The sequence below is a fragment of the Collinsella sp. AM43-1 genome (assembly GCF_003467925.1).
Taxonomy (GTDB): domain Bacteria; phylum Actinomycetota; class Coriobacteriia; order Coriobacteriales; family Coriobacteriaceae; genus Collinsella.
In genome coordinates this window covers 102,656-126,864 of record NZ_QSFR01000008.1, presented here as the reverse complement: position 1 = coordinate 126,864, position 24,209 = coordinate 102,656, and the positions used below count along the sequence as shown (strand labels likewise).

Here is a 24,209-nt window from a genome sequence, read left to right as displayed (position 1 = left end):
ACTTAATGTGCTCTCCGTGCGAGCAGGACTGTCCGAGCAGGCGACCAAACCCCGCGCCCCGTCCCGGCGAGCGCTCGGGGACCGGTAGCTTACAGGTGGCTGATGATCAGTTCCATCTTGCCTTCGAGGTCGATGGAGCTGACGGTGCTCGGGGCTAGCAGGTGGCTTCCCTTGTGGACGGGGTCGCCGCAGACGGTGCCTTCGCCGTCGATGACCGACAGACACATGAAGGGCCAGTGCTGCTCCAAGGTCTTGCTGCCGTTGACGCGCACGCGATCGACGGTGTAGCAGGGGTTGGACTCGAGTTCGGTCACGCCGTCGACTTCGGGCGCGGTCACGGTGCCGTCGGTCGGGGCCTGAGAATCAAAGTCGATGCAGTCGAGACTCTGCTCAATGTGCAGGGGACGCAGTTTGCCGTCGGTGCCGGGACGGTCGTAGTCGTACAGGCGATACGTCACGTCGCTCGACTGCTGCGTCTCCAAAATGAGCGTGCCGGTCTTGATGGCGTGGACGGTACCGGAATCAATCTGGAAAAAGTCGCCCTTGTGGATCGGCAGCACGTTGAGCATGTCGTCCCAGCGGCCGTCCTCGATCATACGCGCGGCCTCGGCGCGGTCGTGCGCGCGCTGTCCGACGATGATCGTGGCGCCGGGCTCGCAGTCCAGTACATACCAGCACTCGGTTTTGCCCAGGCTGCCGTTCTCGTGCTCGGCGGCGTACTCGTCATTGGGATGGATCTGGATCGAAAGGTCGTCCTTGGCGTCTAGAATCTTAATGAGCAGCGGGAACTCCTTGCCCTCGCAGTTACCAAAGAGCTCGCGGTGCTCGGCCCACAGCCACGAAAGCGTGTGACCGGCGTACGGGCCCTCCGCGATCTGGCAGTCGCCGTTGGGGTGGGCCGAGATAGCCCAACACTCACCGATGGGACCCTCGGGAATGTCGTAACCAAATACGGTCTCCAGCTGGCGGCCGCCCCAGATCTTCTCGTGGAAGATCGGCGTGAGTTTAATCAAATCGGACATGTGCATACTCCCATAAGGTTGTGCGGGTGCCGCGTAAGACAGCTCAAAACGAGCACCCACCGGATTACAAAACTAGGCCAGCGTTACGTTGTGCAGCTCAAAGCGGTCGCCTACGTTGTGCGAGACAGAATATTCAAACGCGGTGCCGCTATCCAAGAAGCCAATCTGGTTGAGTTCGAGCAGGGGAGAGCCGGGTTTGGTGTCCAGGCGCTCGGCCTCTTCCTCGGTTGCCGCCACGGCACGGATGGTGCGGTGGAAGCTCGAAATCTTCAGCCCGCATTGCTCGCGGATAAAGCTATAGACCGATCCGTACAGGTCCTTCTTTTTAAGGCCCGGTATCAGCTCGAGAGGCATGTAGGTGTACTCGATGACGATGGGCTTCTCGTCGACCTGGCGCACGCGCACGATGTGATAGGCAAAGTCGTCCTCGGCAATTCCCAGCTGGGCAGCGACGTCTGCTGGCGGATTGACAATCGAGAAATCGTAGACCACCGAGGTCACCTTCTCCCCGCGGTGCTCATACGAAAAGCCCTGGGAGCGATCGTTCTTGCCCTGGAAAAACGCCTGGCCGGGAAGCCCCGCCGTGTCCTTAACGTAGGTGCCCGATCCGCGCCGGCTGGTAACAAGACCTTCATCGGTAATCTGCTCAATAGCTCGTTTGACGGTGATTTTGGAAACGCTATAGAGCTCGCAGAACTCAACGACGGTGGGCAGCTTGTCGCCCGGCTTTAGAGCGCCGTCCTCGATGCTTCGACGGATATCTGCAGCTATTGCCTCGTATTTGGGAATCATGGAACCTCCTTTCCGGCTTGATTGAGTACAAACGAAAGTATAGTCCACGCCTAAGCATCCCTATTGCGTTTTTGAAAAGTTCGAGAAAGAGATAATTGAAAAACGCTTCTCTTTAACAACTAGAGCGCTTCAAATTAATATGCACTCTAATAATGTGGTATTGAGCAAATTGATTGGCTCGAGGACGGGGTTGGGCCGTTTTGCCGCCCAGCGAACCGAATTTCATGCCTTGCGTTTTCCCAGATAAAACCTGCCAAAACAAACCTGTCCCTTTTTGACAGGTTTTTGCCTGGGGAGCGGTACCATACAGGCAATGTTTAAACGAGAAAGGTGGGCTCCCATGGAACCTAAGCAGTACTATATCGGCATCGACGTTGGCGGCACTTCGGTTAAGGAAGGCCTGTTCGACGAGGACGGCAACCTGCTTGCCAAGGCCAGCGTGCCCACGCCTCCTATCGTTGACGCCGCGGGCTTTGCCGCGGTGACCGAGGCTATCGACCAGGTGGTCGCCAAGGCCCAGATTCCGCGCGCCTTTGTGGCGGGTATTGGCCTGGCCGTTCCGTGCCCCATCCCGGCATCGGGCGATGCCAAGGTCAAGGCCAACATTGCCATTAACCTGCCCGAGCTAAGAGTCGCCATTCAGGAGCACTGCCCCGACGCGGTCGTTAAGTACGAAAACGATGCCAACGCCGCTGCCATGGGCGAGGCCTGGCTCGGCTCTGCCAAGGGCGTACAGAACGTGGTGATGGTCACCATCGGTACCGGCGTGGGCGGTGGCGTTATCGTTAACGGCGACGTGGTATCGGGCGTTGTGGGTGCCGGCGGCGAGATTGGCCACATGTGCCTGAACCCCGAAGAGGAGCGCACCTGCGGCTGTGGCGGCCATGGCCATCTGGAGCAGTATTCCAGCGCCACCGGCGTGGTGAGTAACTACCTTGCCGAGTGCAAGAAGGCGGGCGTCGAGCCCATCGAGCTCACCGGGCCTTCTGATTCCAAGGACGTGTTCCAGGCCTGCCGCGAGGGTGACAAGCTCGCGCTGGCAGCTGCCGATACCATGGCCGACTATCTCGGCCGCGCCCTGGCGCTTATTGCCAACGTGGTCGATCCCGAGATGTTCCTGATCGGCGGCGGTGCTTCCGCTTCGGCCGATGTCTACCGCGACAAGGTCCGCGAGCACTTTAAGCAGTACGCGCTCTCCGCCTCGCGCGAGACGCCCATTAAGGTCGCTTCGCTCGGCAACGACGCCGGCATCATCGGTGCCGCTTACGTAGCCCTGCGCGCCGCCGGTAAATAGCTGGTGCGGGGGCAGGTGGTGAAAGGGGGACAGGCTTCGTCCCTGACCTCGCCTCAGCGCCTGCCCCAAATTGTGCCGCGACCCTTCCGTCTCATAAGGTTCGGCGTCAGCGTGCTACCATAGCTACGTCCAAGTACACATATCAAGTGGAGGATATCCATGGCAAACGTTCTTGTCTTTGGTCACCAGAACCCCGATAACGACGCCATCATGAGCGCCGTCGTCCTGTCCCAGCTGCTCAACCAAGTTGAGTATGCCGGCAACACCTACGAGGCCTGCGCCCTTGGTCAGCTTCCGGCCGAGTCCGCCAAGCTGCTTGCCGACGCCGGCATTGCCGAGCCCCGCGTGATCGAGTCCGTCGAGGCCGGCCAGCTCGTCGTCCTCACCGACCACAACGAGTCCGCCCAGTCTGTCGCCGGCCTTAAGGACGCCACGGTCTTTGGCGTCGTCGATCATCACCGCATCGGCGATTTCGAGACCGCCGGCCCGCTGCACTACATCTGCCTGCCCTGGGGTTCCAGCTGCACCATCGTCACCAAGCTCGCCGGCGTGCTCGGCGTTGAGCTTTCCGACGTCCAGGCCAAGCTGCTGCTCTCGGCCATGATGACCGACACGCTCATGCTCAAGAGCCCCACCACCACCGATGTCGACCGCGCCGTCGCCGCCAAGCTCGGCGAGCAGGTGGGCGTCGACCCGGTCAAGTTTGGCATGGAGGTCTTCCTCACCCGTCCGTCCGGCTCCTTCACTGCAGCCGAGATGGTCGGCAACGACATCAAGATGTTCGAGCCCGCTGGCAAGAAGCTGCTCATTGGCCAGTACGAGACCGTCGACAAGAGCCGTGCGCTTGGCATGATTGACGAGATCCGCGAGGCCATGCGCGCCTACGCCGCCGAGAAGGGTGCTGACGGCATCGTCCTGTGCATCACTGACATCATGGAGGAGGGCTCGCAGGTCCTGCTCGAGGGCGAGACTGAGGCCGCTCAGAAGGGCCTGGGCATTGCCGACGAGCACGACGGCGTCTGGATGCCGGGTGTCCTCTCCCGTAAGAAGCAGGTCGCTGCCCCCATCATGGCCGCCTGCTAGGTTTAGTTGACCGAACGCCACGACCGGATCGCGGACGCCCCGCGCTCCGGTCGTTTTTTGTGCACGGCGCTGCGTCGTCTCTTGGGCAGGCGCGCCCGTGCCGTTGAGCAAATAATGTTCAACCTGTGGTTCCGCTTTTCGGCCACGCCTGCGTGCTTGTCGTGCAGGGTAGGCTAGATGCAAGCGTAATACGATAGAGCGCGGCGCCGCCACTTGGGCGGGCCGTGCTTTTTTAAGACGGGAACTTTCCCGTGAAAGGAGCCGCCCATGGCAGCAACTGAGCAGCTGTTCAACGTTCGTGAGCGCAAGCGCTTTGAACGTCACGACATCTGGGAGCGCATTGCCGAGAACGGCACCATTTCTGCCGCCGTCATGGTGATCGCCGCCATCGCCGCCGTCATCTGCGCCAATACCGATGCCTACGAGGCCATCCATCACTTTTTGGAGACCCCGCTGTATGTGGGTCTGGGCAACCTTACGGCTGGTCTCACCGTTGAGCTTTTCGTCAACGACTTCCTCATGGCGATTTTCTTTTTGTTGGTGGGCATTGAGCTTAAGTACGAGATGACGGTCGGCGAGCTCAAGAATCCGCGTCAGGCCATGCTTCCCATGTTGGCGGCGGTGGGCGGCGTCGTCGTTCCCGCCTGCATCTACCTGATCTTTAACCATGCCGGCGCCCGCAACGGTTGGGCCATCCCCATGGCAACCGATATTGCCTTTGCGCTGGGCGTGCTGTCGCTTTTGGGCAACCGCGTTCCCAACGGCGTGCGCGTGTTCTTCTCGACGCTCGCTATCGCCGACGACCTGATCTCCATCGCCGCCATCGCCATCTTCTACGGTCAGAGCCCCAATCCGTTTTGGTTGGGCGCCGCCGCGCTTGTGACCTGCGCGCTCGTGTGGCTCAACAAGACGCAGCATTACCGCCTTGCCCCGTATTCGGTACTGGGGCTGCTGTTGTGGTTCTGCATGTTCAAGAGCGGCGTACATGCCACGCTTGCTGGCGTCATCCTGGCCTTCACCATTCCGGCCAAGTGCGGCGTCAAGCTCGATAGTCTCACCGATTGGCTGGGCGAGTGCCTGCCGCTGCTCGATGACCGCTACGACGACGAGGCACACATCCTGGGCCAGCATGACTTTACCGTCTCGACTACCAAGGTCGAGCGCGTCATGCACCGCGTGACCCCGCCGCTTATCCGTATGGAGCGTCTGATCTCCACGCCGGTCAACTTTGTGATCCTGCCGATCTTTGCGTTCGTAAACGCTCAGGTTCGCTTAGTGGGCGTGGACATGAGCACGCTGCTCACCGATCCGGTGACGCTCGGCGTGTACTTTGGCATGCTGCTGGGCAAGCCGATCGGCATCTTTGGTATGACGTTTGCCCTGGTTAAGCTTAAGGCCTGCGAGCTGCCGCACAATGTCAACTGGCACATGATTGCCGGCGTGGGCATTCTGGGCGGTATCGGCTTTACCATGTCGATTCTCATCAGCGGCCTTGCCTTCCCGACGGCCCAGTTTGAGGTTCTTGCAGCCAAGGCCGCTATTCTCGCCGGTTCGGTCACCGCAGCCGTGCTCGGCATGATCTACATGAGCGTGGTCTGCAAGCATCCCTCGCCCAAAGACGAGTAAGAGCGCGAAAACCGGCTCCAGAACCGATTCGGGCGCGTTCAAAATGCGGATTCGGGCGGTGCTTGCCGCCTGCCAGACACGCCAGTGGTCAAAAAACGCCGTTTGTGAGTACTGTCACAAACGGCGTATCATTTTAGGTGTGGAAAATAATGAACAAAGTTATAAGAACTGTACGTTAATGAGTGACCATCGACTTCCAATTTGGCGCTAGCTGACGGTGATTAGGAAGTTTCAAGTCGAGTTTTGCCGATTTCGACCAAGAATCGCTGCTACTAAAAAGGTAACAGTACTCATATTTGCCCTTTTTTGGCCACAAGCCCTAAAACAAGCCTCGCCAAGGTCGGGAAGCGGGCCAAATCGCCGGCCTCGAGGCTTATTCCACGGTGCCGTAGACAGCGCCCCAGCCGTGGGCGGCTAAGGCGGAGTTGATCTGGTCGCAAAGCGATTGGCGGTCGTAATAGCCGGGTGGCAAAAGGTTCACGATCTCCATGAGGTCGGGCGCCAGGTCCAAGATCTCGGCCTGCACGATCAGATCAAGCCGGTCGATGGCGTGTCGGTCGTAAAACAGCCCGTCGACCAGGCGCTGCAGGTCGCCGAACTCCTCGGCCCTAAACGAACCGTATTCCATAGTGCCTCCTTGGGCGCCCCACGCCGGCATGCGCGGCGATGTTCTAATTCATTGCGATGAACTTAATCTATCACGGCTTCATACCGTTACGGCGGTGGCGGTCTATACTTAGACGAACTGCAACGTCCCGCTTCGCGAAAGGTCGCACCCATGCAGACGATCTACCAGAAGATGGAAACCACCGAACTCGATGCCGCCATCGAGGCGCTCAAAGCCGAGGTCGCCGAGGTCAAGGCCAAGGGTCTGGCACTCGATATGGCCCGCGGCAAGCCGTCGCCCTCCCAGGTGGACATCTCGCGCCCCATGCTCGATATCCTCAATGCCGACGCCGATCTGCACGACGGCAACGTCGACTGCTCCAACTACGGCTGCTTTGAGGGCATTCCCTCGGCACGCAAGCTGGCAGGGGAGTTCCTAGGTTGCCCCGCCGAGCAGACGCTCGTGCTGGGTTCGTCGAGCCTGCTGATCGAGCACGATATTGCCGGCATGTTCTGGCGTTGCGGCTCGTGCGGCAGCGAGCCTTGGGATGCCTACGAGGCCGCGCACGACGGCAAGAAGGTCAAGTTCCTGTGCCCGGTTCCCGGCTACGACCGTCACTTTGGCATTACCGCCGATCTGGGTATCGAGAACGTTCCTGTCGCGATGACCGAGACTGGCCCCGACATGGACGAGGTCGAGCGCCTGGTTGCCGCCGACGACTCCATCAAGGGCATCTGGTGCGTGCCCAAGTATTCCAACCCCACGGGCATTACCTTTAGCGAGGACACCGTGCGTCGCCTGGTCGAGATGCCCACGGCCGCACCCGATTTCCGCATCTTCTGGGACAACGCCTACTGCGTGCACGACCTGTACGACGAGACCGACGAGCTCGCCAACATCTTCGATCTTGCCCGCACGGCGGGCACCGAGGACCGCGTGGTGGCATTCGCCTCGACGTCCAAGATCACTTTCCCGGGTGCCGGTATCGGCTTTATCGGTGCGAGCCCCGCGGTTATCGCGGAGTTCTCCAAGCGCCTGAAGGCCGGCCTCATCAGCGCCGACAAGCTCAATCAGCTGCGTCATGTGCGTTTCCTTCCCACCATCGAGGCGGTCAAGGAGCACATGAAAAAGCATGCCGAGTTTTTGCGCCCGCGCTTTGAGGCCGTTGAGCGCAAGCTTACCGAAGGCCTGGGTAACACGGGTTGCGCCACCTGGACGCATCCCCGTGGCGGTTACTTTGTGAGCTTTGATGGCCCCGAGGGCTCGGCCCAGAAGGTTGCCGCGCTTTGTGCCGACTTGGGCGTCAAGCTCACGCCGGCTGGTGCCACCTGGCCTTATGGCAAGGACCCGCGCGACACCAACATCCGCATCGCGCCGAGCTATCCCACGGTCGAGGACCTGGAGGCCGCGCTCGACGTACTGGTGCTGGCCGTTAAGCTCGTCGCTGCCGAGCTCGCGCGTGCCGAGCGCGCCTAACGCGCAGAGCCCTGCAAGTCCGCGCCTCGTACATTTCGCACTCTCGATACGCAAAGGAGCACATACATGGATTTGGGTATTTCCACGAACCCCACGCCGGAGCTCTACACCATCAAGGTGACCGGCGAAATCGATATCTCTAACGCCGATAGCCTGCGCAATGCCATCGACCTGGCGCTCGAGCAGCCCACTGAGGCCGTTGAGCTCGATTTTGCCCAGGTGAGCTACATCGATTCGACGGGCATTGGCGTGCTCGTGGGCGCCGCGCACCACGCGGTCGATCACGGCAAGCGCTTTGGCTGCACCAATGTGCAGCCCCCGGTGATGCGCGTGGTTCAGCTGTTGGGTGTCGACCAGGAAATTTCGATCACCGCTGCATAATCTTTGCCCCCAAAAAGGGCGTGCCGTTTGGCATATGTTTGTGATGCGCTCGGACGTTTTGGCGTCCGGGCGCTATACTTGACCGAATGAATAGACGAGTTCCGGCCGAATGGCGCGGTGCGGGCTCGACTCACATCGAGCCTTGGAGGTATGTGTGTTTGGTATTGGAGAGGGTGAGCTCGCGATCATCGTGGTCTTCGGCTTTTTGCTGTTTGGCCCGGATAAGCTCCCGCAGATGGGCCGCACGATCGGCCGTGCCATCCGTCAGTTCCGCGAGACGCAGGAAAAGATGACGGCCGTTGTTCAGTCCGAGATTATCGATCCGGTGAGTGAGGCCGCTTCGGCTCCGGTCAAGCCCAAGAAGGCTGCTGCGACCGACGACGATTCCGATGCGGACGAGGATGCCGCCGAGACGGCAGCGCCCGCCAAGAAGGAGACCTTTGCCGAGCGTCGCGCCCGTCTTGCTGCCGAGAAGGCCGCGAGCGAGGCTGCCGCCGAGGGCGAGGGTGCTGCTGAGGAGTCCAAGGCCGAGGGTGCCGAGCCTGCCGCTGCCGCCGGGCCTGTCGTCGAGCCCGAGCCTGCTGCAGAGCCGGAGCCCGAGCCCGAGCCGGCAGAGCCCACGACGGCTGACCTCTACGCCCGTCGTCCCCGCAAGCGCAAGGCCGTCGTCGACCAGCTCGCTCGCGAGCTCGAGGCCACCGACGATGCCGCTGCCGAGACTGCTGCCGCCGACGCCCCGAAGGGAGGCGATGAGTAATGCCTATCGGACCTGCGCGCATGCCGCTCTTCGATCACCTGGGCGAGCTCCGTCGCCGCCTGACCATCGTGGTCGTGTCGGTGTTTGCCGCCGCCATCGTGCTGTATTTCGCCACGCCCGTGGTGCTCGACATCCTGGAAGACCCCATCCGCTCCTTTGTGCCGGACGGTAAGTTCTACATCACCACCACGCTCGGCGGCTTTGGACTGCGCTTCTCGCTGGCCATCAAGATGGCCGTGGTCATGTGCACGCCCATGATCATCTGGCAGATTCTGGCATTTTTCCTGCCGGCACTGCGTCCCAACGAGCGCAAATGGGTCGTGCCCACGGTGCTCGCCTCGACGGTGCTGTTCTTCTTGGGTGCCATCTTCTGCTACTTCATCATCATCCCGGCGGGCTTTGAGTGGCTTATCGGCGAGACCTCGGCCGTCGCCACGGCGCTGCCCGACCTGGAGAACTACGTCAACATGGAGCTGCTCTTTATGATCGGCTTTGGTGTGGCGTTTGAGCTGCCGCTCATCATCTTCTACCTGTCCGTCTTCCACATCGTGTCCTACGCGGCCTTCCGCAGCGCCTGGCGCTACGTGTACGTAGGCCTGCTTGTGGGTTCGGCTGTGATTACGCCCGACGGCTCGCCCGTTACGCTGGGCCTCATGTATGGCGCCCTGCTCTCGCTCTACGAGATTTCGCTCGCCATCGCCCGCGTGGTCATTACCGCGCGCGAGGGCAAGGAGGGCTTGTTTGTGAGCCGTCTGGACCTGTTCTCGGACGACGAGGACGACGAGGAGTAAATCGGTATGCACGAGGTTGGCATTGTCAACGGCATACTCGATACAGTGATTCGCGCGGCGCGTGGGGCGGGGGCCTCGCGTGCCGTTTTGGTAACGCTGCGTATCGGGGATATGACCGAGGTCGTGCGCGAGGCGCTTGACTTTGCGTGGGAGACGTTTCGCGACGAGGACCCGCTCACGCGCGGCTGCGAGCTTGCCGTGGAGGAAGTCCATCCACAAAGCGAGTGTCTGGACTGCGGTGAGGTCTTTGAGCACGACCGTTTCCATTGCCGTTGTCCCCAATGTGGCGGTGCCAACGTGCGTCTGCTGCATGGCCGCGAACTCGACATCGCAAGTATCGAGATCGAGACCCCCGACGATTAGCACGCTCGCCATCTAGCGATGGGGTATAAAAGGGCCAAAGTAAGGAGCGCTAAGTATGGCCGAGAAAACGATTGATATCGCGTCGCCGATTCTGTCGCGCAACGAGCGCCTGGCAGATCAGCTGCGTCAGCGGTTTGAGCAGACGAACACTTACGTGATCAATGTGCTGTCGAGCCCTGGCTCGGGTAAGACCACCACGATTCTGGGCACCAACGAGCGCCTGCGTGACAAAGCCAGCCTGCGCTGTGCCGTTATCGAGGGCGATATCGCCTCGGACGTCGACGCCATCACCATGAAGGAAGCCGGCATGCCCGCCATCCAGATCAACACGGGCGGCCTGTGCCACCTCGAGGGCAACATGATCATGGAGGCCGTCGATGCCTTCGACCAGGCCGTCGGTCTGGAGAACATCGACGTCATCTTTATCGAAAATGTGGGTAACCTGGTCTGCCCGGTCGACTTTGACCTGGGCGAGAACCTGTCCATCATGATCCTCTCGGTGCCCGAGGGCGACGACAAGCCCATCAAGTACCCGGGCATCTTCCAGCACGCCGGCGCGCAGCTGCTCAATAAGGTCGACGTGGCCCCGGCTTTCGATTTTGACATGGATAGGTATACTAAGACACTCGATGACCTCAATCCGCAGGCGCCGCGGTTTGCCGTGAGCGCGCGCAAGGGCGAGGGCATGGATGCCTGGTGCGATTGGCTCATCGGGCAGATTGAGCAAGCAAGGGCGTAAGTCGGCCGCCAAGAGGGCGGGCGCAGCCGCAGACACACGAGATAGGAGCCTCTTTTGAAGCTCATCATCGCTGAGAAAAACGACGCCGCGCGTCAGATCGCCGAGCGTCTGTCCACGGGTAAGCCCAAAAAGGACAAGGTGTACAACACCGCCATCTACCGTTTTGAGTGGAAGGGCGAGGAGTGCGTGACGATCGGCCTTGCCGGTCACATCCTGGCACCCGATTTTTGCGACAGTGTGCTGTTCGATAAAAAGTTGGGCTGGTATTCGGTCACGGAGGACGGCGAAATGCTGCCGGCCGATATGCCCGATGGCCTGGCCCGCCCGCCGTACGACACCAAGCGCAAGCCGTTCCTTGCCGATGGCATTTCCATCAAGGGCTGGAAGCTCGAGAGCCTGCCCTATCTCACCTGGGCGCCCGTCATTAAGCTTCCGGCCGAGAAAGAGCTCATCCGCTCGCTTAAGAACCTCGCCAAAAAGTCCGACAGCGTCATCATCGCCACGGACTTCGATCGCGAGGGCGAGCTGATCGGTTCGGACGCCCTCAACAAGGTGCGTGAGGTGGCGCCCGATTTGCCGGTTGCCCGCGCCCAGTACTCTTCGTTTACCAAGGCCGAGATCACGCAGGCCTTCGATAATCTCGTCTCGCTCGACCAGAACCTGGCCGATGCCGGTGAGAGCCGCCAGCACATCGACCTCATTTGGGGCGCGGTGCTCACGCGCTATCTGACGCTCGCCAAGTTTGGCGGCTTTGGCAACGTGCGCTCCGCCGGCCGCGTGCAGACACCGACGCTTGCCCTGGTGGTCGAGCGCGAGCGCGAGCGCATGGCGTTTGTGCCCGAGGACTATTGGCAGATTTGCGGCATGGGTGCCGCGCAGGGCGCTGCCGAGGACGATCGCTTTAAGATCGCGCACAAGACAGCGCGCTTTACCGACAAAGATGCTGCCGAGATGGCGTACGGCCACGTCGACGGCGCTACGACGGCGACCGTTGCCGCGGTGACCAAGCGCTCGCGTAAGCAGCAGCCGCCCACGCCGTTTGCGACGACCTCGCTGCAGGCTGCCGCCGCGGCCGAGGGCATCTCGCCTGCGCGTACGATGCGCATCGCCGAGTCCCTCTACATGGCCGGTCTTATCAGCTACCCGCGTGTCGACAACACCGTGTACCCCGCGACGCTCGATCTGGGCGCCGTGGTGAGCGACCTGGCAAAGATTAACCCGGCGCTGGCGCCCGTATGCAAAAAGGTGCTCGCCGGCCCCATGAAGCCCACGCGCGGCAAAGTCGAGACCACCGACCACCCGCCTATCTATCCCACGGGCGAGGGCGATCCGTCCACGCTCGACGGCGGCCAGCGCAAGCTCTACGACCTCATCGCCCGCCGCTTCCTGGCGACGCTTATGGGTCCCGCGACCATCGAGAACACCAAGCTCGAGCTCGACGTGAACGGTGAGCCGTTCGTGGCTTCGGGCGATGTGCTCGTGACCCCGGGTTTCCGCGAGGCGTACCCGTACGGCCTTAAGCGCGACGAGCAGATGCCGCCGCTGGAGCAGGGCGATACGGTCGACGTGTTCGACATGAAGCTCGAGGCCAAGCAGACCGAGCCGCCCGCACGCTACAGCCAGGGCAAGCTCGTGCAGGAGATGGAAAAGCGTGGCCTGGGTACCAAGTCCACGCGCGCGAGCATTATCGAGCGTCTGTATGCCGTGCGCTATCTCAAGAACGATCCTGTGGAGCCGAGCCAGCTGGGTATCGCCATTATCGATGCACTGTCGCAGTTTGCCCCGCGCATCACGAGCCCCGATATGACCAGCGAGCTTGATGGCGATATGACCCGCGTCGAGCGCGGCGAGGATACCGAAGAGCATGTCGTGACGCACTCGCGCGCGCTGCTGGCTGGCGTGCTCGACGAGCTGCTCAAGCACACGCAGGAGCTGGGCGACGCCATCAGCGACGCCGTCACGGCCGATGCACGTGTGGGCGCTTGCCCCAAGTGCGGCAAGGACCTGGTTATGAAGACGAGCGCCAAGACCCGCGGCAGCTTTATCGGCTGCATGGGCTGGCCCGACTGCGATGTGACCTATCCGGTGCCGAGCGGCGTCAAGGTGAGCCCGCTCGAGGGCGAGGCGGCCGTGTGCCCCGAGTGCGGCGCGCCGCGCATTAAGTGCCAGCCGTTCCGCCAGAAGGCCTTCGAGATCTGCGTGAACCCAACGTGCCCCACCAACTACGAGCCCGACCTTAAGGTGGGCGAGTGCAAGGTGTGTGCCGAGGCCGGACGTCACGGCGACCTGATCGCGCACAAGAGCGAGAAGAGCGGCAAGCGCTTTATCCGCTGCACCAACTACGATGACTGCGGCGTGAGCTATCCGCTGCCGGCGCGCGGCAAGCTCGAGGCGACGGGCGAGACCTGCCCCGAGTGCGGCGCCCCCATCGTGGTGGTCAACACGGCGCGCGGTCCGTGGCGTATCTGCGTCAACATGGACTGCCCGACCAAGGAGAAGAAGCCCGCCCGCGGTCGCAAGACCACAACCAAGGCGAGCACGGCAAAGAAGACGACGGCTAAGAAAGCCACTGCCGCCAAGAAGACGACCGCGAAGAAGTCGACTGCCAAGAAAGCAGCCGCCGACAAGTAACGGCGCAGTCGAAACATTGCCCAAAAAAACGAGCGAGGACCCCGCGATCCTCGCTCGTTTTTTTGACCGGCAGTTAGGGACGTTCCTTTTCTGCCGGCAGTTTAGGAACGTCCCTAACTGCCGGCTCGGGAACGACAAAGCGCTAGTTCACCTCGACAGGTTTGGCGCCGGGATAGCGCTCCTCAAAGTCTAGGCGGTACTTATTGTCATTAGTGCCCGCCACGTTGTCGCGTGACAGCGGCGCCACGATCTCATTCTTGTGGTCCGCGGGCTTTGCGTACTTCAGGCTGATCTCCCAGGCATCGCAGATCGCGTCAATGCGGTGGTCCAGGTCGTCATACAGGGTAACGATGTCTTTCCAGGAGCTGTAGTTCTTAGAGCTCGTCGGGACGTCCAGGTCCTCGACGATGTCGTAATACTGCTCGATGGTGTCCTCCGTGCGCTCGGCGACGTCGGCGAGATTTTGACGGGTGGTTCGATCCTCTTCCAGATAGCTGCCGTTGAAGTTCTGCGCGCAGCCACGGACGTAGTTGTCGAGGTCTTCGAGCAAGTCGTAGTATTCGCTCAGTCGGCGGTAGAGGTTCTGCTCGGAGAGCGTTGCTTCGCCGCCATCCTCGTCGTCATCGTCATCATCGTCGTACAGGCTGTTGGGATCGCCGAGAGGCTTTAGGTCATCGTCGTCGACGTCATGGTGCAGCTTAGCTACCGCGGCAGTCGTCTGCGTGGCGGCGTTGTCGAAAGGCTTGATCACAAAGAAAATGACCAGGGCGATGATGATCGCCACCAGCACAACGATAACGGCGATAAGCGGCCCGGTGCCGCTCTTTTTGGGAGCGGGGGTCTGTGGCGAAGCGGGCGCGTATGCGGGAGCCGGCTGCTGTTGGGGCGAGCCGCTCGCGACGGGTATGCGCTGCGTGGTCTCGACGGCCTCGGTCCCTGCGGCGGGGTCGGGGCTATAGGCGAGGGGGTCGTCCGCCTTGGCTTGCGGCGTATCAAGGGAGCCGGTCTGCTCAAAAGCGGGCTGGCTATCGCTCGCGGCTGTTTGCTCAACGGGTGCACCGCACGAGGTGCAGAACTTGGCATCATCTGCAAGAAGCTTGCCGCACGAGGCGCAATACCGAGACATTGCCACTCCTTTCGCCACATTTCAATGCAATACGACGATTATACCCAGCATCCAAAATTCCCCATCATAAGTTGCGGTGAAATAGGGACTGTTTGGCGGTCTCAGAGCTTCAATCAGTCCCTATTTCACCGCAACTTTGGAAAGGCGCCTTTAGCCATTGGGGACGTGCCGAGCACTGGGGTATCATGGCTTGGTTGCTGTAACTCGCATTTACGCGCCTTGTAGGAAGGGGCTGCGCCCATGGCTTTTGAGCCTGCTCAACATAGCTTTATCACGCTCGAGGGCGTCGACGGTGCCGGCAAGTCCACGCAGGCGCACCTGCTCGCCCGTGCGCTCGAGCTCGCTGGCCACCAGGTTGTGAGCCTGCGCGAACCGGGCGGCACTGCCATCAGCGAAAAGATCCGTGCTCTGTTGCTCGACCCCGCCAATACGGCGATGGGCGACACCTGCGAGTTGCTGCTCTACGAGGCAGCGCGCGCCCAGTTGGTGCACGAGGTCATCGCACCCGCCCTTGCTGTCGGCAAGGTGGTACTGTGTGACCGCTTCTACGATTCCACAACCTGCTACCAGGCGTTTGCCGACGGCCTCGATCGCCAGATGGTGCGCGATGCCAACAACCTGGCCGTCGCCGGTACGCACCCGGCGCTCACACTCGTCTACCACATCACGCCCGAGCAGGCGGCGTTGCGCATGGCCGCCCGTGGCGCGGCAGATCGCATGGAGGCAAAAGGCATGGCATTCCAGGAGCGTGTCTACCAGGGCTTTTGCGCAATTGCTGCCGAGGAACCCGCCCGCGTAAAGCTCATCGACGCCACCGCGACCATCGAGGAAGTCTTCGAGAAGACGGTCGAGCAGGTTCGCGCGTACGGTCTCGACATTCCGCAGGAAGCCGTCGCCGCCGCGCTTGCCAAGGAGGCCGAGTAACATGGCCCCCGCTCAGGCAAGCCTGCTGGCCAAGCTCGACACCCAAGAGCGCGTGCGTGACTTTTTGACCAATGCCGTCGCTAGCGGTCGCGCATCGCACGCCTACCTGTTTTTGGGCGCTCCCGGCGCGGGCAAGCTCGACGCCGCGTGGGCGCTCGCCCAAGCCTTCCTGTGCGAGCAGGATGGCTGCGGCTCATGCGATAGCTGCGTGCGCGTCGCCCGCCATACGCACCCCGACGTGCACTATTACACGCCCGAGAGCGCCACGGGTTACCTCATTGCCCAGACCCGCGAGCTGCTCGATGACGTGCCACTGGCGCCCATCCGTGCCAAGGCCAAGGTCTACATCATCGACCGTGCCGAGCAACTGCGCGCCAACACCGCCAACGCGCTGCTCAAAACGCTCGAGGAGCCGCCCGAGGGTGTCATGTTCATCCTGCTGGGCACCTCGGCAGACGTGATGCTGCCCACCATCGTGAGCCGCTGCCAGTGCGTGCCGTTTCGGCTGGTGTCGCCCGCCGTGGCCGCGCAGGCCGTGAGCCGCGCCACCGGCCAGGACCTCGCGCGTTGTCGCATGGCGGTCGCCGTGGCGGGGAGCCCCACGCGCGGTATCGAGTTCCTCAAGAGCGCCGAGCGCCAGGACGCTCGCCGTCAGATGGTCCGTGCCATCGACTCACTCATTGCCGCCGACGAGGCCGACGTGCTCAGTCGCGCCAAGTCGCTCATCGTCGCCGTCAAGGCGCCGCTCGCCGAGGTCAAGTCCACGCAGGAAAAGGTGCTCGAGCAAAATGCCGACTACCTGTCGCGTGGAGCATTGAAGCAGCTTGAGGACCGCAACAAGCGCGAACTCAACGCGCGCGAGCGTTCGGGTATCATGGAAGCGCTGGCGAGCGCGCGGACGCTCATGCGCGACGTGCTGCTGACGCTTCAGGACGAGGCAGCCGACGTAGTGAACGAGGACGTGCGCGACACGATCGGGCGGCTTGCCGCCGCGACCAATGTTGCGGGTGCCACGCGGGCGCTCGAGGCAGTCGCGACCGCCGAGCGCAACATTGCCAGGAACGTTACTCCCCAGCTGGCCATCGAGGTCATGCTGTTCGATATCAGGAAGGCACTGAAATGCCGTTAGTCGTACCCGTTAAGTTTACCTACGCCTCGCGCGACCTGTGGTTCGATCCGCAGGATTTGGATATCCTCGAGGCCGATTATGCCATTTGCTCCACCGAGCGCGGAACCGAGATCGGCCTGGTCACGGCCGATCCCTTCGAGGTGCCGCAAGACGAGATCGGTCAGCCGCTCAAGCCCGTGCTGCGCGTGGCGAGCGACATCGACCTGCAGCTTGCCGACGACCTGGCCATCCAGGGCGACGAGGCCATGGTCGACTTCCGCCGCCTGGTCAAGGAGCTCGACCTCGAGATGAAGCCGGTCGGCGTCGAGTACCTGTTTGGCGGCGAGAAGGCCGTGTTCTACTTTGCGGCCGAGGAGCGCGTCGATTTTCGTCAGCTCGTCAAGGACCTGTCCTCGACGCTGCACATTCGCGTCGACATGCGCCAGATCGGCGTGCGCGACGAGACCCGCCTGGTGGGCGGCTACGCCCAATGCGGACAGGAGCTCTGCTGCACGCGCTTTGGCGGACAGTTTGAGCCCGTCTCGATCCGCATGGCAAAAGAGCAGGACCTGCCGCTCAACTCGTCCAAGATCAGCGGCGTGTGCGGCCGCCTGATGTGCTGCCTGCGCTACGAGTTCGAGGCCTACAAGGACTTTAAGAGCCGCGCGCCCAAAAAGAAGACGCTCATCGATACGCCGCTCGGCAAGGCGCGTATTCAGGAATATGACACGCCGCGTGAGCAGCTGGTGCTGCGCCTGGAGAACGGCAAAGTCTTTAAGGTCAACCTGGCCGATATGACCTGCTCGGAGGGCTGCAAGAAGAAGGCTGCCGAGCAGGGCTGCAATTGCCGCCCCGACTGCGTGACGCGCGATGTGCTCGAGCGCATCGAGTCGCCCGAGATGCGCCTGGCGCTCATGGAGCTCGACCGCGAGAACGGCGTCGACGTGGGCGATGGCCTGTCGAGCGCCGACCGTCTTGCTGGCACGTCGATGCCCAAGCGTCGTCGTCGCGATGCCGAATCCGATGCTCGCGCCGGTCAGAGCCAGGGCGAGAGCCGTGGCCGCGGAAAGGGCCGTGGCAATGCCGCAACGCCTGAGGCCGAGGAGGCCGCTGGCGGCCGTCGCCGCCGCAAGCGTGCGGGCTCTGCCGATGCCGGCGAGGCCGCAGCCGCCGGCAAGAACGGCGCTCGCGAGCGCGAGGTTCAACAGCCCCAGCAGCAGAATCGCGGCGGTGGCATGAACCCCACACGACGTCGCCGCCGTCATCTGTCGAGCGAGGAGCGCGAGGACGCCTTCCGCGCCGCAGCTGCTCGCGAGGCTGGTGCCGCTTCCAAGGGCGCCTCGGCCTCCGACGCGCCTGCCGACAAGGGCGGCAAGTCACGTGGCGAGGAGGAGCGCGCGCCGCGTCCGCGTCGTCGCCATTCCTCGGGCGCGCAGCAGAAGCCCTCAGTGCCCTCCGTTGCCGATCAGGTCTCGGATGGCGAGGTCAAGGTCACGCGCCGTCGTCCCGGAGATGGCGGGGGAGCGGCTGCCAAGGCTTCGCGTGGCGCCGCTCGCGACGAGCGCGAGCCGCGCGAGGATCGCGGTGGCGAGGGCTCGGCCGACCAGGGTCAAAAGCGCCGTCGCCGTCGCCGTTCCCGCAAGCCGCGCCAGGATGGTGGCGAGGGCTCGGCCCCGTCTTCGTCTGCACCACAACCGCCTGCCGGCGAATAACGCCCGCGAGCGGATTTAACCAGCCTTGCCCCAATCGCGTCGGGGTACCATAGCGCTGAATCAACAACCCTCCCTGCGATCGAACGTAGGGAGGGTTGTGTCGTGAAGAGCCATCTGAACATATTGAGCTGTCTGCAGGGTGCCGGTGCCCTACCGTTTGCGGACGAATTACTACCGTTTGCCGAGCGGGTGGCACGCGAGGCGCTCGAGGCATTGTCGCCAACACGATGTGCCGGCTGCGAGCGCGCCGGTACGCTTATTTGCCAAGACTGCCTGGCTGCGCTCACGCTCATCGACCCACGTCATAGCTGCACCCGATGCGGCGCCCCGTTTGGGGATTTGCTGTGCACTGAGTGTTCGGTCGAGGGCACGTCCTCGGCAATGGCGGAGGCGCTCGATCGCTGCCTGGCGTGCGCCGTCTATGCGCATCCGCTGCCGCGCATCATTAAAGCGTACAAGGATGCGGGCGAGCGACGTCTGGCTCCGTATCTGGCGGAGCTGCTCTACGACACCGCCCTGCATGCCCAGGTCGTAGCGCCCGATCGCTTAGGAGGTGTGCTGTCCGGTGCGGATGCGGTGGTGTTTGTGCCTGCGACGGCGGCAGCGTTTCGGCGGCGTGGTTTCGATCATATGGAGGCCATTGCGCGCCCATTTTGCGAGCTGTCGGGTGTTCCCCTGCTCGATGCCCTCGTCAAGTACGGGCATGGCGACCAGCGCGAACTCGGTCGTGAGGAGCGTCGCGAGCGTGCCCAAGGCATGTACGAGACGGTTGAGGACGTGCGCGGCCGCCGCCTACTGCTTATCGATGACGTTATCACCACGGGCGCGACCATGGCAGCAGCCTCGGCGGAGCTCAAGCGTGCCGGCGCTGCGGCAGTCGATGGCCTTGCTATCGCACGTGTTTGGTAGGGGTGGTTTTGTGGCAGTGAAGATTGAGCGGCGCAACGAGCCGACAGGCGAACAGCTAGCGGCTTCCGTAATCCTAACAGGCGCTTCAGCGCTGCGCATGATGCGCGCCGAGCGCCGGCAGATGGGCTATATCAGCTGGAAGGACCTTAATCCCGATGAAGAGCGCCGTGTGCTGCGCACGTCGTCGCCCTCGACCGAGGATATCTATCTTCCTGACTTGGTGCGAATTGGAGCCAAAAGTGGCGAGGTGCAAGAAGATCTGTGCTTGCTGGTGGGATCTGCGGCGCAGCGCCGCCGCATGCCTGGCGTAGGCTGGTCCGTGTGTTCCGGGTTGCCCGCCGGCTCGATTCTAGAGGTGGAACCGGGGGTGTACAGCCTATCTCCCGAGGCCCTTTGTGTTGCCGTTGCGCGCGAGGTCGGCTGCATCCAGGCGTTTGCCCTGGCCCAGGAGCTGTGCTCTAAGATTTCACTGAGCGACCGCGGGAAGTATCTGCCTCCCTACACCTCGCCTGTTACGAATAAACTTGCAAAGGACAAGGACCAGCCAGCAGACGTGGGCTACTTTGAAGTCGAACCGGTGCTGACGCCCGATCGCCTGGCAGATTACCTTACGACATGCAAGGGAAGCACGGCCAAACAATTGCAGCGTCTGTGTCCCTACTTGTCAGAAAACCTGCTCTCGCCCATGGAGTGCATCATGCTCGCTCTGTTTTCGCTTCCGTTTTCCTATGGCGGGTTTGCCTGCGGACCTTTTAAGACCGACTACAAGATCGAGTTCGATGACCGTGCGCAGGCAATCTCGGGGATGCCTCATGCAGTTTGCGATGCGTATCAAGAAGCGGCCCGGTTTGACCTGGAATACAACGGTGAGCTGGGCCATTCCTCTCGGAGGGGACGTATCCATGATGAAAAACGCAACACGGGCTTGATTACTATGGGAATCGAGGTCGCAACGGTCAACAACGAAATGCTTTGCGACATGGAAGCGATGGAAGCGCTCGCATGGCGCATCCACCAGCGTATGCGAAAGCGGTACCGGAATCGCGTCGATGCCCGCAGGAAGAAGCAAGAGGCGTTGCTTAACACGCTGCGGGCGTGTTTTGGGCTTAAGCCGGTCTAATTCACGTCGAAAATAGGGGGTTAATCATATGCCCTGGCCAAAATATGGCAAATATGAGTACTGTCACTAAATCAGTAACAGCAAAATCAAGGAATTTAGGACTCGGAGGCGGCATAAAGTAAGAAGATAATAAACAAATGTGGAATAACTAAGCATCAGGTTAGCGACATTGAGCGCAAAATCTGTCCGAGAGGCCAAAATTGCCTGTTACTAAATTGGTGACAGTACTCATATCTGCCATTTTTTGGCCACGGCACCCTAGGAAGGGTGCCCCGGAGCTCCCCATAGGGGAGCTCCGGGCTTCACAGAGGCACGAATAGCCCACTCCGACCTGCGAAATCTGTACTCGCGATGCGAATGACGCCCCTAACCTTAAACTTTAGCTTGAACTTAGCTATAATGCGCTACGTTCCTACCAGGCTGTGGTTGCGGACGGACGAAATGCCCGTCCTAGTCCAAGACAGACGCGGTCAAAGGGATCCACGTAAGCGACCGCGTGCGCGCGGCGCGATCATGGCGCGTCCTAGATGTAAGCCGCACCGTCCGTTCTACTTTCTTTGGGGCAATACCGCCTCGCGGGCGAGCGGGCCAGTCGTGAAGGTGGCTGCGGCCTCCCGAGCAAACACCCCGGTGCGCAAGTGTGGGGTCAAATACCAGGTCAGCTGGTGGGAACAATCTGATATTTCGTGCAACGCACGGATCGTATACGACACAGAAGGCAGGGTAGTGGACATGGTGAGGGGCAGCTTGATGCACGCGGCTCGGTTAGGTGCTGGGACCGCGGCGGTCATCGCCGTTTTGGGCCTGAGCGGATGCGCGTTCAACCCGCTGTCTGCGTTCACGACTCCCACGATCGACCAGATCGAGTACGAGACCGTCACGCCCACGGTGTCGGATGATGCCCTGGTCACTCCCGGTACCCTGACGGTTGCCCTCGATACCTCCGATGCGCCGCAGGCCATGCAGAGCGCTGACGGCGAGCTCACGGGGTATGCAGTCGACGCTGCCCGCGCCCTCGCAAGCCGCATGGGCCTTAAGGTCGCCTTTGTCGATGCGTCCTCGGCAGGTTCCGCGCTCGGCGACAAAAAGGCTGATATCTTTATCGGCGAGATCAACTCCACGGATGGGGACGTTAGCTCGCTCGGCACCTGCCTGCACGATGCCGCTTCCGTGTTCGGTAAAACCAGCGATGGTGGGTCGCTAAGCGTTTCCACCGATACCCTTAACACGTCTACTCTGGGTATCCAGATGTCCTCGGCCTCGCAGGAGGCGCTTGCTAAGCAGAGCATCACCGCCAACCAAAAGACTTACTCCAACATCAACGAGTGCTTTGAGGCGCTCGAGTCCGGCGAAGTCGACTATGTGATCTGCGACTCCACGGCCGGCGGCTACCTTGCACGCCTGATGAGCGAGATCTCCTATGTCGGTGCGCTCGAGGCGCCCTCGACGCTTGGTGTTGCGGGCCTCTCGTCCAATGACGAACTGTGCCGTGCCGTGAGCGATGCCCTCGACGGCATCACGGTCGACGGTACGCTCGAGGCAGTCCACTGCGTCTGGTATGGCACGATGCCCTACGACCTCACCACTAAGACAGTATCTGGTGTCAACCTTCAGTCGTCTGGCTCCGCATCCTCCGGCAGCGAATCCTCCGATTCCAACAATGAGACCGCACCCTCCGAAGACAAATCGTCCAGCCAGGAAGACACCATCACCGACGACGACATTAACAAGCTTAATAGCTAGTTATTGCTAGGGGTGGCGTCTCCTATGCGCTAGGAGAGATGCCTCTTCACGGTTTCAACACGCACTGCCGGGCTTCCCCAATAGGGGAGCCCGGCTTTTTCATCTCTATAAAACCAGCAGGTCAAAGCCAATTTTCGGGACCAAATACAAAGTCGCCGGCTCCCTCCTATAGCGCACTTTGCCACAGAAAAGTGCGAGACTTCGGTATGCGGTATCAAGCAATCGTTATTCGGGTCTTTGGGAATCCGCGTGATTAAATGCACGGCAATGGGTACATAGCCAGTACAGTAAGTCCCCGAGGCAGATTGGAGCCACGTATGGATATCAAGGTTTCTGGACGCAAGACGACGGTAACCGATGCTCTGCGTGCGCATGTGGATGAGAAGATCGGCGAGGCGCTCAAGGTTTTCGATATCGAGCCCATGACGGTCGACGTTGTACTTCGCTATGAGAAGAACCCCTCGAACCCCAACCCGGCAATCGTCGAGGTTACGGTTCGCGCCCGCGGTTCGGTGATTCGCGTTGCCGAGCACGGTGCAGATATGTACGCCGCCATCGACCTCTCCGCCGATAAGGTCACCCGCCAGCTGCGTAAGTTCAAGACCAAGGTCGTGGACAACCGCCAGGGCGGTGCCAGCGCCGCGGATGTTGCGCCGGTCGAGCGCGTTGACGATCTGGCCGACCTGCTGCTGCCCGAGGAGGAGGACGACCTGCTCGTCCGCGAGAAGGTTATCGACGTCACCCCGATGACTGAGGAGCAGGCGCTGGTGCAGACCGATCTGCTGGGCCACGACTTCTACGTGTTCGAGAACGCGACGACCGGTCTCATCAATGTGGTGTATCACCGTAAGAATGGTGGATATGGCATCATCAAGCCCCGCATCGAAACACTTGACGAGTAAAATACGTTAACTTGCATGAGTTAACGGTTGGCGGCCATCCCATGCGGGTGGCCGCCTTTTTACGTAAGGAGTCGCTTTGATGGACAAGGCCGCATCCGCCGGTCATTCGGACCGTTGCCGCATCGTCGTCGATACCTGCTGCGACTTTAGCCCCGAGGTCGCCGCGAACCTCGATGTCGATATCTTGGGTTTCCCCTTCATTATCGATGGCGAGGAGCGCACGGACGATATCTGGTCGAGCATCACACCCAAGGAGTTTTACGATCGCATGCGCGCCGGTGCCCGCGTGTCCACCTCGGCTGTGTCGCTCGGTCGCTATATCGAGTTCTTTACCGAGTGCGCCAAAGAGGGCACGCCCACGGTCTACCTGTGCTTTACCTCGGCGCTGTCGTCGAGCTACAACTCCGCGTGCCAGGCGGCGGACGCCGTGCGTGCCGAGTATCCCAACTTTGAGCTGTACGTGGTCGACAACGCTCTGCCCTGCGCGACCGGCGCGCTCTTGGCGCTCGAGGCCGTGCGCCAGCGTTCGGCGGGACTGACCGCCAAGCAGCTGGTCGACTGGGCAAACGAGGCTAAGACCTATGTCCACGGTTACTTTACGCTCGAGAGCTTTGACGCGCTGGCTGCCGGCGGCCGCATTCCGCCCGCGGCGGCGCAGCTCACGGCAAAGCTCGATGTCAAGCCCGAGCTCTCCTACGACCTGGCCGGCTCGCTGTCGCTGATTGGCGTCAACCGCGGCCGCAAGAAGGCGCTCAAGTCCATCCTCAAGTCGTTTCGCGAGAACTACGTGCCTGACCGTACCATGCCCATTGCCATCATGACGGCCGATGCCGAGAAAGACGGCGACTGGCTCGAAGCCGCCATCCGCAAGGAGGAGGGTTGCGCCGACGTCACGATCATCCGCAGCTCCGTGGGTCCCACCATTGGCTCGCACGTGGGCCCCGGCATGGTGGCCTGCGCGTTTTGGGGTAAGAACCGCGCCGACAAGGCGTCGCTTTCCGACCGCATCGCCCGCCGCGTGCGCGGTCAGTAGGCAAGCGCTGCGTCCGTAATCGCCCTCGACTCACAGCCCAAACGTTGGCATCGAGTATTCAACCTGGTAA

22 protein-coding genes are annotated in these 24,209 nt (G+C 61.6%); 18 read left to right on the top strand and 4 right to left on the bottom strand.

Features of this window, described 5'->3' with window-relative positions; genetic code table 11:
* Window positions 1–89: 89 nt before the first annotated feature.
* Window positions 90–1,022: a mannose-6-phosphate isomerase, class I gene (gene manA, locus DW925_RS05485; protein WP_369831917.1), complete on the bottom strand. Its 933-nt coding sequence runs from the start codon at window positions 1,020–1,022 to the stop codon at window positions 90–92.
* 72 nt (window positions 1,023–1,094) lie between these two features.
* Window positions 1,095–1,814: a GntR family transcriptional regulator gene (locus DW925_RS05480; RefSeq protein ID WP_117790563.1), complete on the bottom strand. Its 720-nt coding sequence runs from the start codon at window positions 1,812–1,814 to the stop codon at window positions 1,095–1,097.
* A gap of 340 nt (window positions 1,815–2,154) precedes the next feature.
* On the opposite strand from DW925_RS05480, the gene DW925_RS05475 reads away from it, so the two are divergent.
* The 3 genes from DW925_RS05475 (at window position 2,155) to nhaA (ending at window position 5,817) form a co-directional block, all read left to right on the top strand.
* A complete protein-coding gene (locus DW925_RS05475; RefSeq protein WP_233540241.1) occupies window positions 2,155–3,108 on the top strand; it encodes an ROK family protein in 954 nt (317 codons plus the stop codon).
* Window positions 3,109–3,267: 159 nt separating this feature from the next.
* Complete coding sequence (locus tag DW925_RS05470) at window positions 3,268–4,191, top strand: manganese-dependent inorganic pyrophosphatase (RefSeq protein WP_006235927.1); 924 nt, start codon at window positions 3,268–3,270, stop codon at window positions 4,189–4,191.
* Between the two features lie 267 nt (window positions 4,192–4,458).
* Window positions 4,459–5,817, top strand: coding sequence for a Na+/H+ antiporter NhaA (gene nhaA, locus DW925_RS05465; protein WP_117646236.1), 1,359 nt, complete (start codon window positions 4,459–4,461; stop codon window positions 5,815–5,817).
* Window positions 5,818–6,190: 373 nt separating this feature from the next.
* Here the strand turns inward: nhaA and DW925_RS05460 are convergent, their stop codons facing one another.
* On the bottom strand, window positions 6,191–6,445 hold the full coding sequence (locus DW925_RS05460) for a hypothetical protein (RefSeq protein ID WP_117790561.1): 255 nt from the start codon (window positions 6,443–6,445) through the stop codon (window positions 6,191–6,193).
* 150 nt (window positions 6,446–6,595) lie between these two features.
* Here DW925_RS05460 and DW925_RS05455 point away from each other — a divergent pair, with 150 nt between their 5' ends.
* The 7 genes from DW925_RS05455 to DW925_RS05425 all read left to right on the top strand — a co-directional run bounded on the left by DW925_RS05455 (window position 6,596) and on the right by DW925_RS05425 (window position 13,562).
* On the top strand, window positions 6,596–7,900 hold the full coding sequence (locus DW925_RS05455) for an aminotransferase class I/II-fold pyridoxal phosphate-dependent enzyme (RefSeq protein ID WP_117790560.1): 1,305 nt from the start codon (window positions 6,596–6,598) through the stop codon (window positions 7,898–7,900).
* Window positions 7,901–7,966: 66 nt separating this feature from the next.
* Window positions 7,967–8,281, top strand: a complete 315-nt coding sequence (locus DW925_RS05450; protein ID WP_117790559.1) for an STAS domain-containing protein — start codon at window positions 7,967–7,969, stop codon at window positions 8,279–8,281.
* Window positions 8,282–8,435: 154 nt separating this feature from the next.
* The gene (locus tag DW925_RS05445) at window positions 8,436–9,038 is read left to right on the top strand and encodes a twin-arginine translocase TatA/TatE family subunit (RefSeq protein ID WP_158565747.1); all 603 of its coding nucleotides are present in this window, start codon (window positions 8,436–8,438) and stop codon (window positions 9,036–9,038) included.
* Window positions 9,038–9,829: a twin-arginine translocase subunit TatC gene (gene tatC, locus DW925_RS05440; RefSeq protein ID WP_055285525.1), complete on the top strand. Its 792-nt coding sequence runs from the start codon at window positions 9,038–9,040 to the stop codon at window positions 9,827–9,829. Before DW925_RS05445 ends, tatC begins: the two co-directional genes overlap by 1 nt.
* A gap of 6 nt (window positions 9,830–9,835) precedes the next feature.
* On the top strand, window positions 9,836–10,192 hold the full coding sequence (hypA, locus tag DW925_RS05435; RefSeq protein WP_117565013.1) for a hydrogenase maturation nickel metallochaperone HypA: 357 nt from the start codon (window positions 9,836–9,838) through the stop codon (window positions 10,190–10,192).
* 55 nt (window positions 10,193–10,247) lie between these two features.
* Window positions 10,248–10,931: a hydrogenase nickel incorporation protein HypB gene (gene hypB, locus DW925_RS05430; protein WP_117736066.1), complete on the top strand. Its 684-nt coding sequence runs from the start codon at window positions 10,248–10,250 to the stop codon at window positions 10,929–10,931.
* A 54-nt stretch (window positions 10,932–10,985) separates the two neighbouring features.
* Entirely contained in the window at window positions 10,986–13,562 is a 2,577-nt protein-coding gene (locus tag DW925_RS05425; RefSeq protein ID WP_117790557.1) for a DNA topoisomerase I, read from the top strand.
* Window positions 13,563–13,704: 142 nt separating this feature from the next.
* Here the strand turns inward: DW925_RS05425 and DW925_RS05420 are convergent, their stop codons facing one another.
* Entirely contained in the window at window positions 13,705–14,688 is a 984-nt protein-coding gene (locus tag DW925_RS05420) for a zinc-ribbon domain-containing protein (protein WP_117790556.1), read from the bottom strand.
* Between the two features lie 240 nt (window positions 14,689–14,928).
* Between DW925_RS05420 and tmk the strand changes: the two genes are divergently transcribed.
* The 8 genes from tmk to DW925_RS05380 all read left to right on the top strand — a co-directional run bounded on the left by tmk (window position 14,929) and on the right by DW925_RS05380 (window position 24,139).
* Window positions 14,929–15,612 (top strand): dTMP kinase, encoded by a 684-nt coding sequence (gene tmk, locus DW925_RS05415; protein ID WP_117790555.1) that lies wholly within the window; start codon window positions 14,929–14,931, stop codon window positions 15,610–15,612.
* Window position 15,613: 1 nt separating this feature from the next.
* On the top strand, window positions 15,614–16,741 hold the full coding sequence (locus DW925_RS05410) for an ATP-binding protein (protein ID WP_117790554.1): 1,128 nt from the start codon (window positions 15,614–15,616) through the stop codon (window positions 16,739–16,741).
* The gene (locus DW925_RS05405) at window positions 16,732–18,432 is read left to right on the top strand and encodes a regulatory iron-sulfur-containing complex subunit RicT (RefSeq protein ID WP_117790553.1); all 1,701 of its coding nucleotides are present in this window, start codon (window positions 16,732–16,734) and stop codon (window positions 18,430–18,432) included. Before DW925_RS05410 ends, DW925_RS05405 begins: the two co-directional genes overlap by 10 nt.
* A gap of 102 nt (window positions 18,433–18,534) precedes the next feature.
* Window positions 18,535–19,341, top strand: coding sequence for a ComF family protein (locus tag DW925_RS05400; protein WP_233509134.1), 807 nt, complete (start codon window positions 18,535–18,537; stop codon window positions 19,339–19,341).
* Window positions 19,292–20,461 (top strand): hypothetical protein, encoded by a 1,170-nt coding sequence (locus DW925_RS05395; RefSeq protein ID WP_147349514.1) that lies wholly within the window; start codon window positions 19,292–19,294, stop codon window positions 20,459–20,461. The genes DW925_RS05400 and DW925_RS05395 overlap by 50 nt, the downstream gene beginning before the upstream one ends.
* Before the next feature lie 750 nt (window positions 20,462–21,211).
* The gene (locus DW925_RS05390) at window positions 21,212–22,204 is read left to right on the top strand and encodes an ABC transporter substrate-binding protein (protein ID WP_158565746.1); all 993 of its coding nucleotides are present in this window, start codon (window positions 21,212–21,214) and stop codon (window positions 22,202–22,204) included.
* Window positions 22,205–22,521: 317 nt separating this feature from the next.
* Window positions 22,522–23,106, top strand: coding sequence for a ribosome hibernation-promoting factor, HPF/YfiA family (gene hpf, locus DW925_RS05385; protein WP_117790550.1), 585 nt, complete (start codon window positions 22,522–22,524; stop codon window positions 23,104–23,106).
* Between the two features lie 79 nt (window positions 23,107–23,185).
* Window positions 23,186–24,139 carry a DegV family protein gene (locus tag DW925_RS05380; protein WP_117635812.1) on the top strand — a complete coding sequence of 318 codons (954 nt, stop codon included), beginning with the start codon at window positions 23,186–23,188 and terminating at the stop codon, window positions 24,137–24,139.
* Window positions 24,140–24,209: the final 70 nt, after the last annotated feature.

What these genes read in the sequence shown, in the direction of transcription:
- DW925_RS05475 (WP_233540241.1), top strand. Translation starts at nt 2,155, where the DNA reads ATGGAACCTAAGCAGTACTATATCGGCATCGACGTTGGCGGCACTTCG.
- DW925_RS05450 (WP_117790559.1), top strand. Translation starts at nt 7,967, where the DNA reads ATGGATTTGGGTATTTCCACGAACCCCACGCCGGAGCTCTACACCATC.
- DW925_RS05420 (WP_117790556.1), bottom strand. Translation starts at nt 14,688, where the DNA reads ATGTCTCGGTATTGCGCCTCGTGCGGCAAGCTTCTTGCAGATGATGCC.
- DW925_RS05470 (WP_006235927.1), top strand. Translation starts at nt 3,268, where the DNA reads ATGGCAAACGTTCTTGTCTTTGGTCACCAGAACCCCGATAACGACGCC.
- DW925_RS05390 (WP_158565746.1), top strand. Translation starts at nt 21,212, where the DNA reads ATGCACGCGGCTCGGTTAGGTGCTGGGACCGCGGCGGTCATCGCCGTT.
- nhaA (WP_117646236.1), top strand. Translation starts at nt 4,459, where the DNA reads ATGGCAGCAACTGAGCAGCTGTTCAACGTTCGTGAGCGCAAGCGCTTT.
- tmk (WP_117790555.1), top strand. Translation starts at nt 14,929, where the DNA reads ATGGCTTTTGAGCCTGCTCAACATAGCTTTATCACGCTCGAGGGCGTC.
- DW925_RS05410 (WP_117790554.1), top strand. Translation starts at nt 15,614, where the DNA reads ATGGCCCCCGCTCAGGCAAGCCTGCTGGCCAAGCTCGACACCCAAGAG.
- DW925_RS05405 (WP_117790553.1), top strand. Translation starts at nt 16,732, where the DNA reads ATGCCGTTAGTCGTACCCGTTAAGTTTACCTACGCCTCGCGCGACCTG.
- hypB (WP_117736066.1), top strand. Translation starts at nt 10,248, where the DNA reads ATGGCCGAGAAAACGATTGATATCGCGTCGCCGATTCTGTCGCGCAAC.
- manA (WP_369831917.1), bottom strand. Translation starts at nt 1,022, where the DNA reads ATGTCCGATTTGATTAAACTCACGCCGATCTTCCACGAGAAGATCTGG.
- hypA (WP_117565013.1), top strand. Translation starts at nt 9,836, where the DNA reads ATGCACGAGGTTGGCATTGTCAACGGCATACTCGATACAGTGATTCGC.
- DW925_RS05480 (WP_117790563.1), bottom strand. Translation starts at nt 1,814, where the DNA reads ATGATTCCCAAATACGAGGCAATAGCTGCAGATATCCGTCGAAGCATC.
- DW925_RS05455 (WP_117790560.1), top strand. Translation starts at nt 6,596, where the DNA reads ATGCAGACGATCTACCAGAAGATGGAAACCACCGAACTCGATGCCGCC.
- DW925_RS05460 (WP_117790561.1), bottom strand. Translation starts at nt 6,445, where the DNA reads ATGGAATACGGTTCGTTTAGGGCCGAGGAGTTCGGCGACCTGCAGCGC.
- hpf (WP_117790550.1), top strand. Translation starts at nt 22,522, where the DNA reads ATGGATATCAAGGTTTCTGGACGCAAGACGACGGTAACCGATGCTCTG.
- tatC (WP_055285525.1), top strand. Translation starts at nt 9,038, where the DNA reads ATGCCTATCGGACCTGCGCGCATGCCGCTCTTCGATCACCTGGGCGAG.
- DW925_RS05380 (WP_117635812.1), top strand. Translation starts at nt 23,186, where the DNA reads ATGGACAAGGCCGCATCCGCCGGTCATTCGGACCGTTGCCGCATCGTC.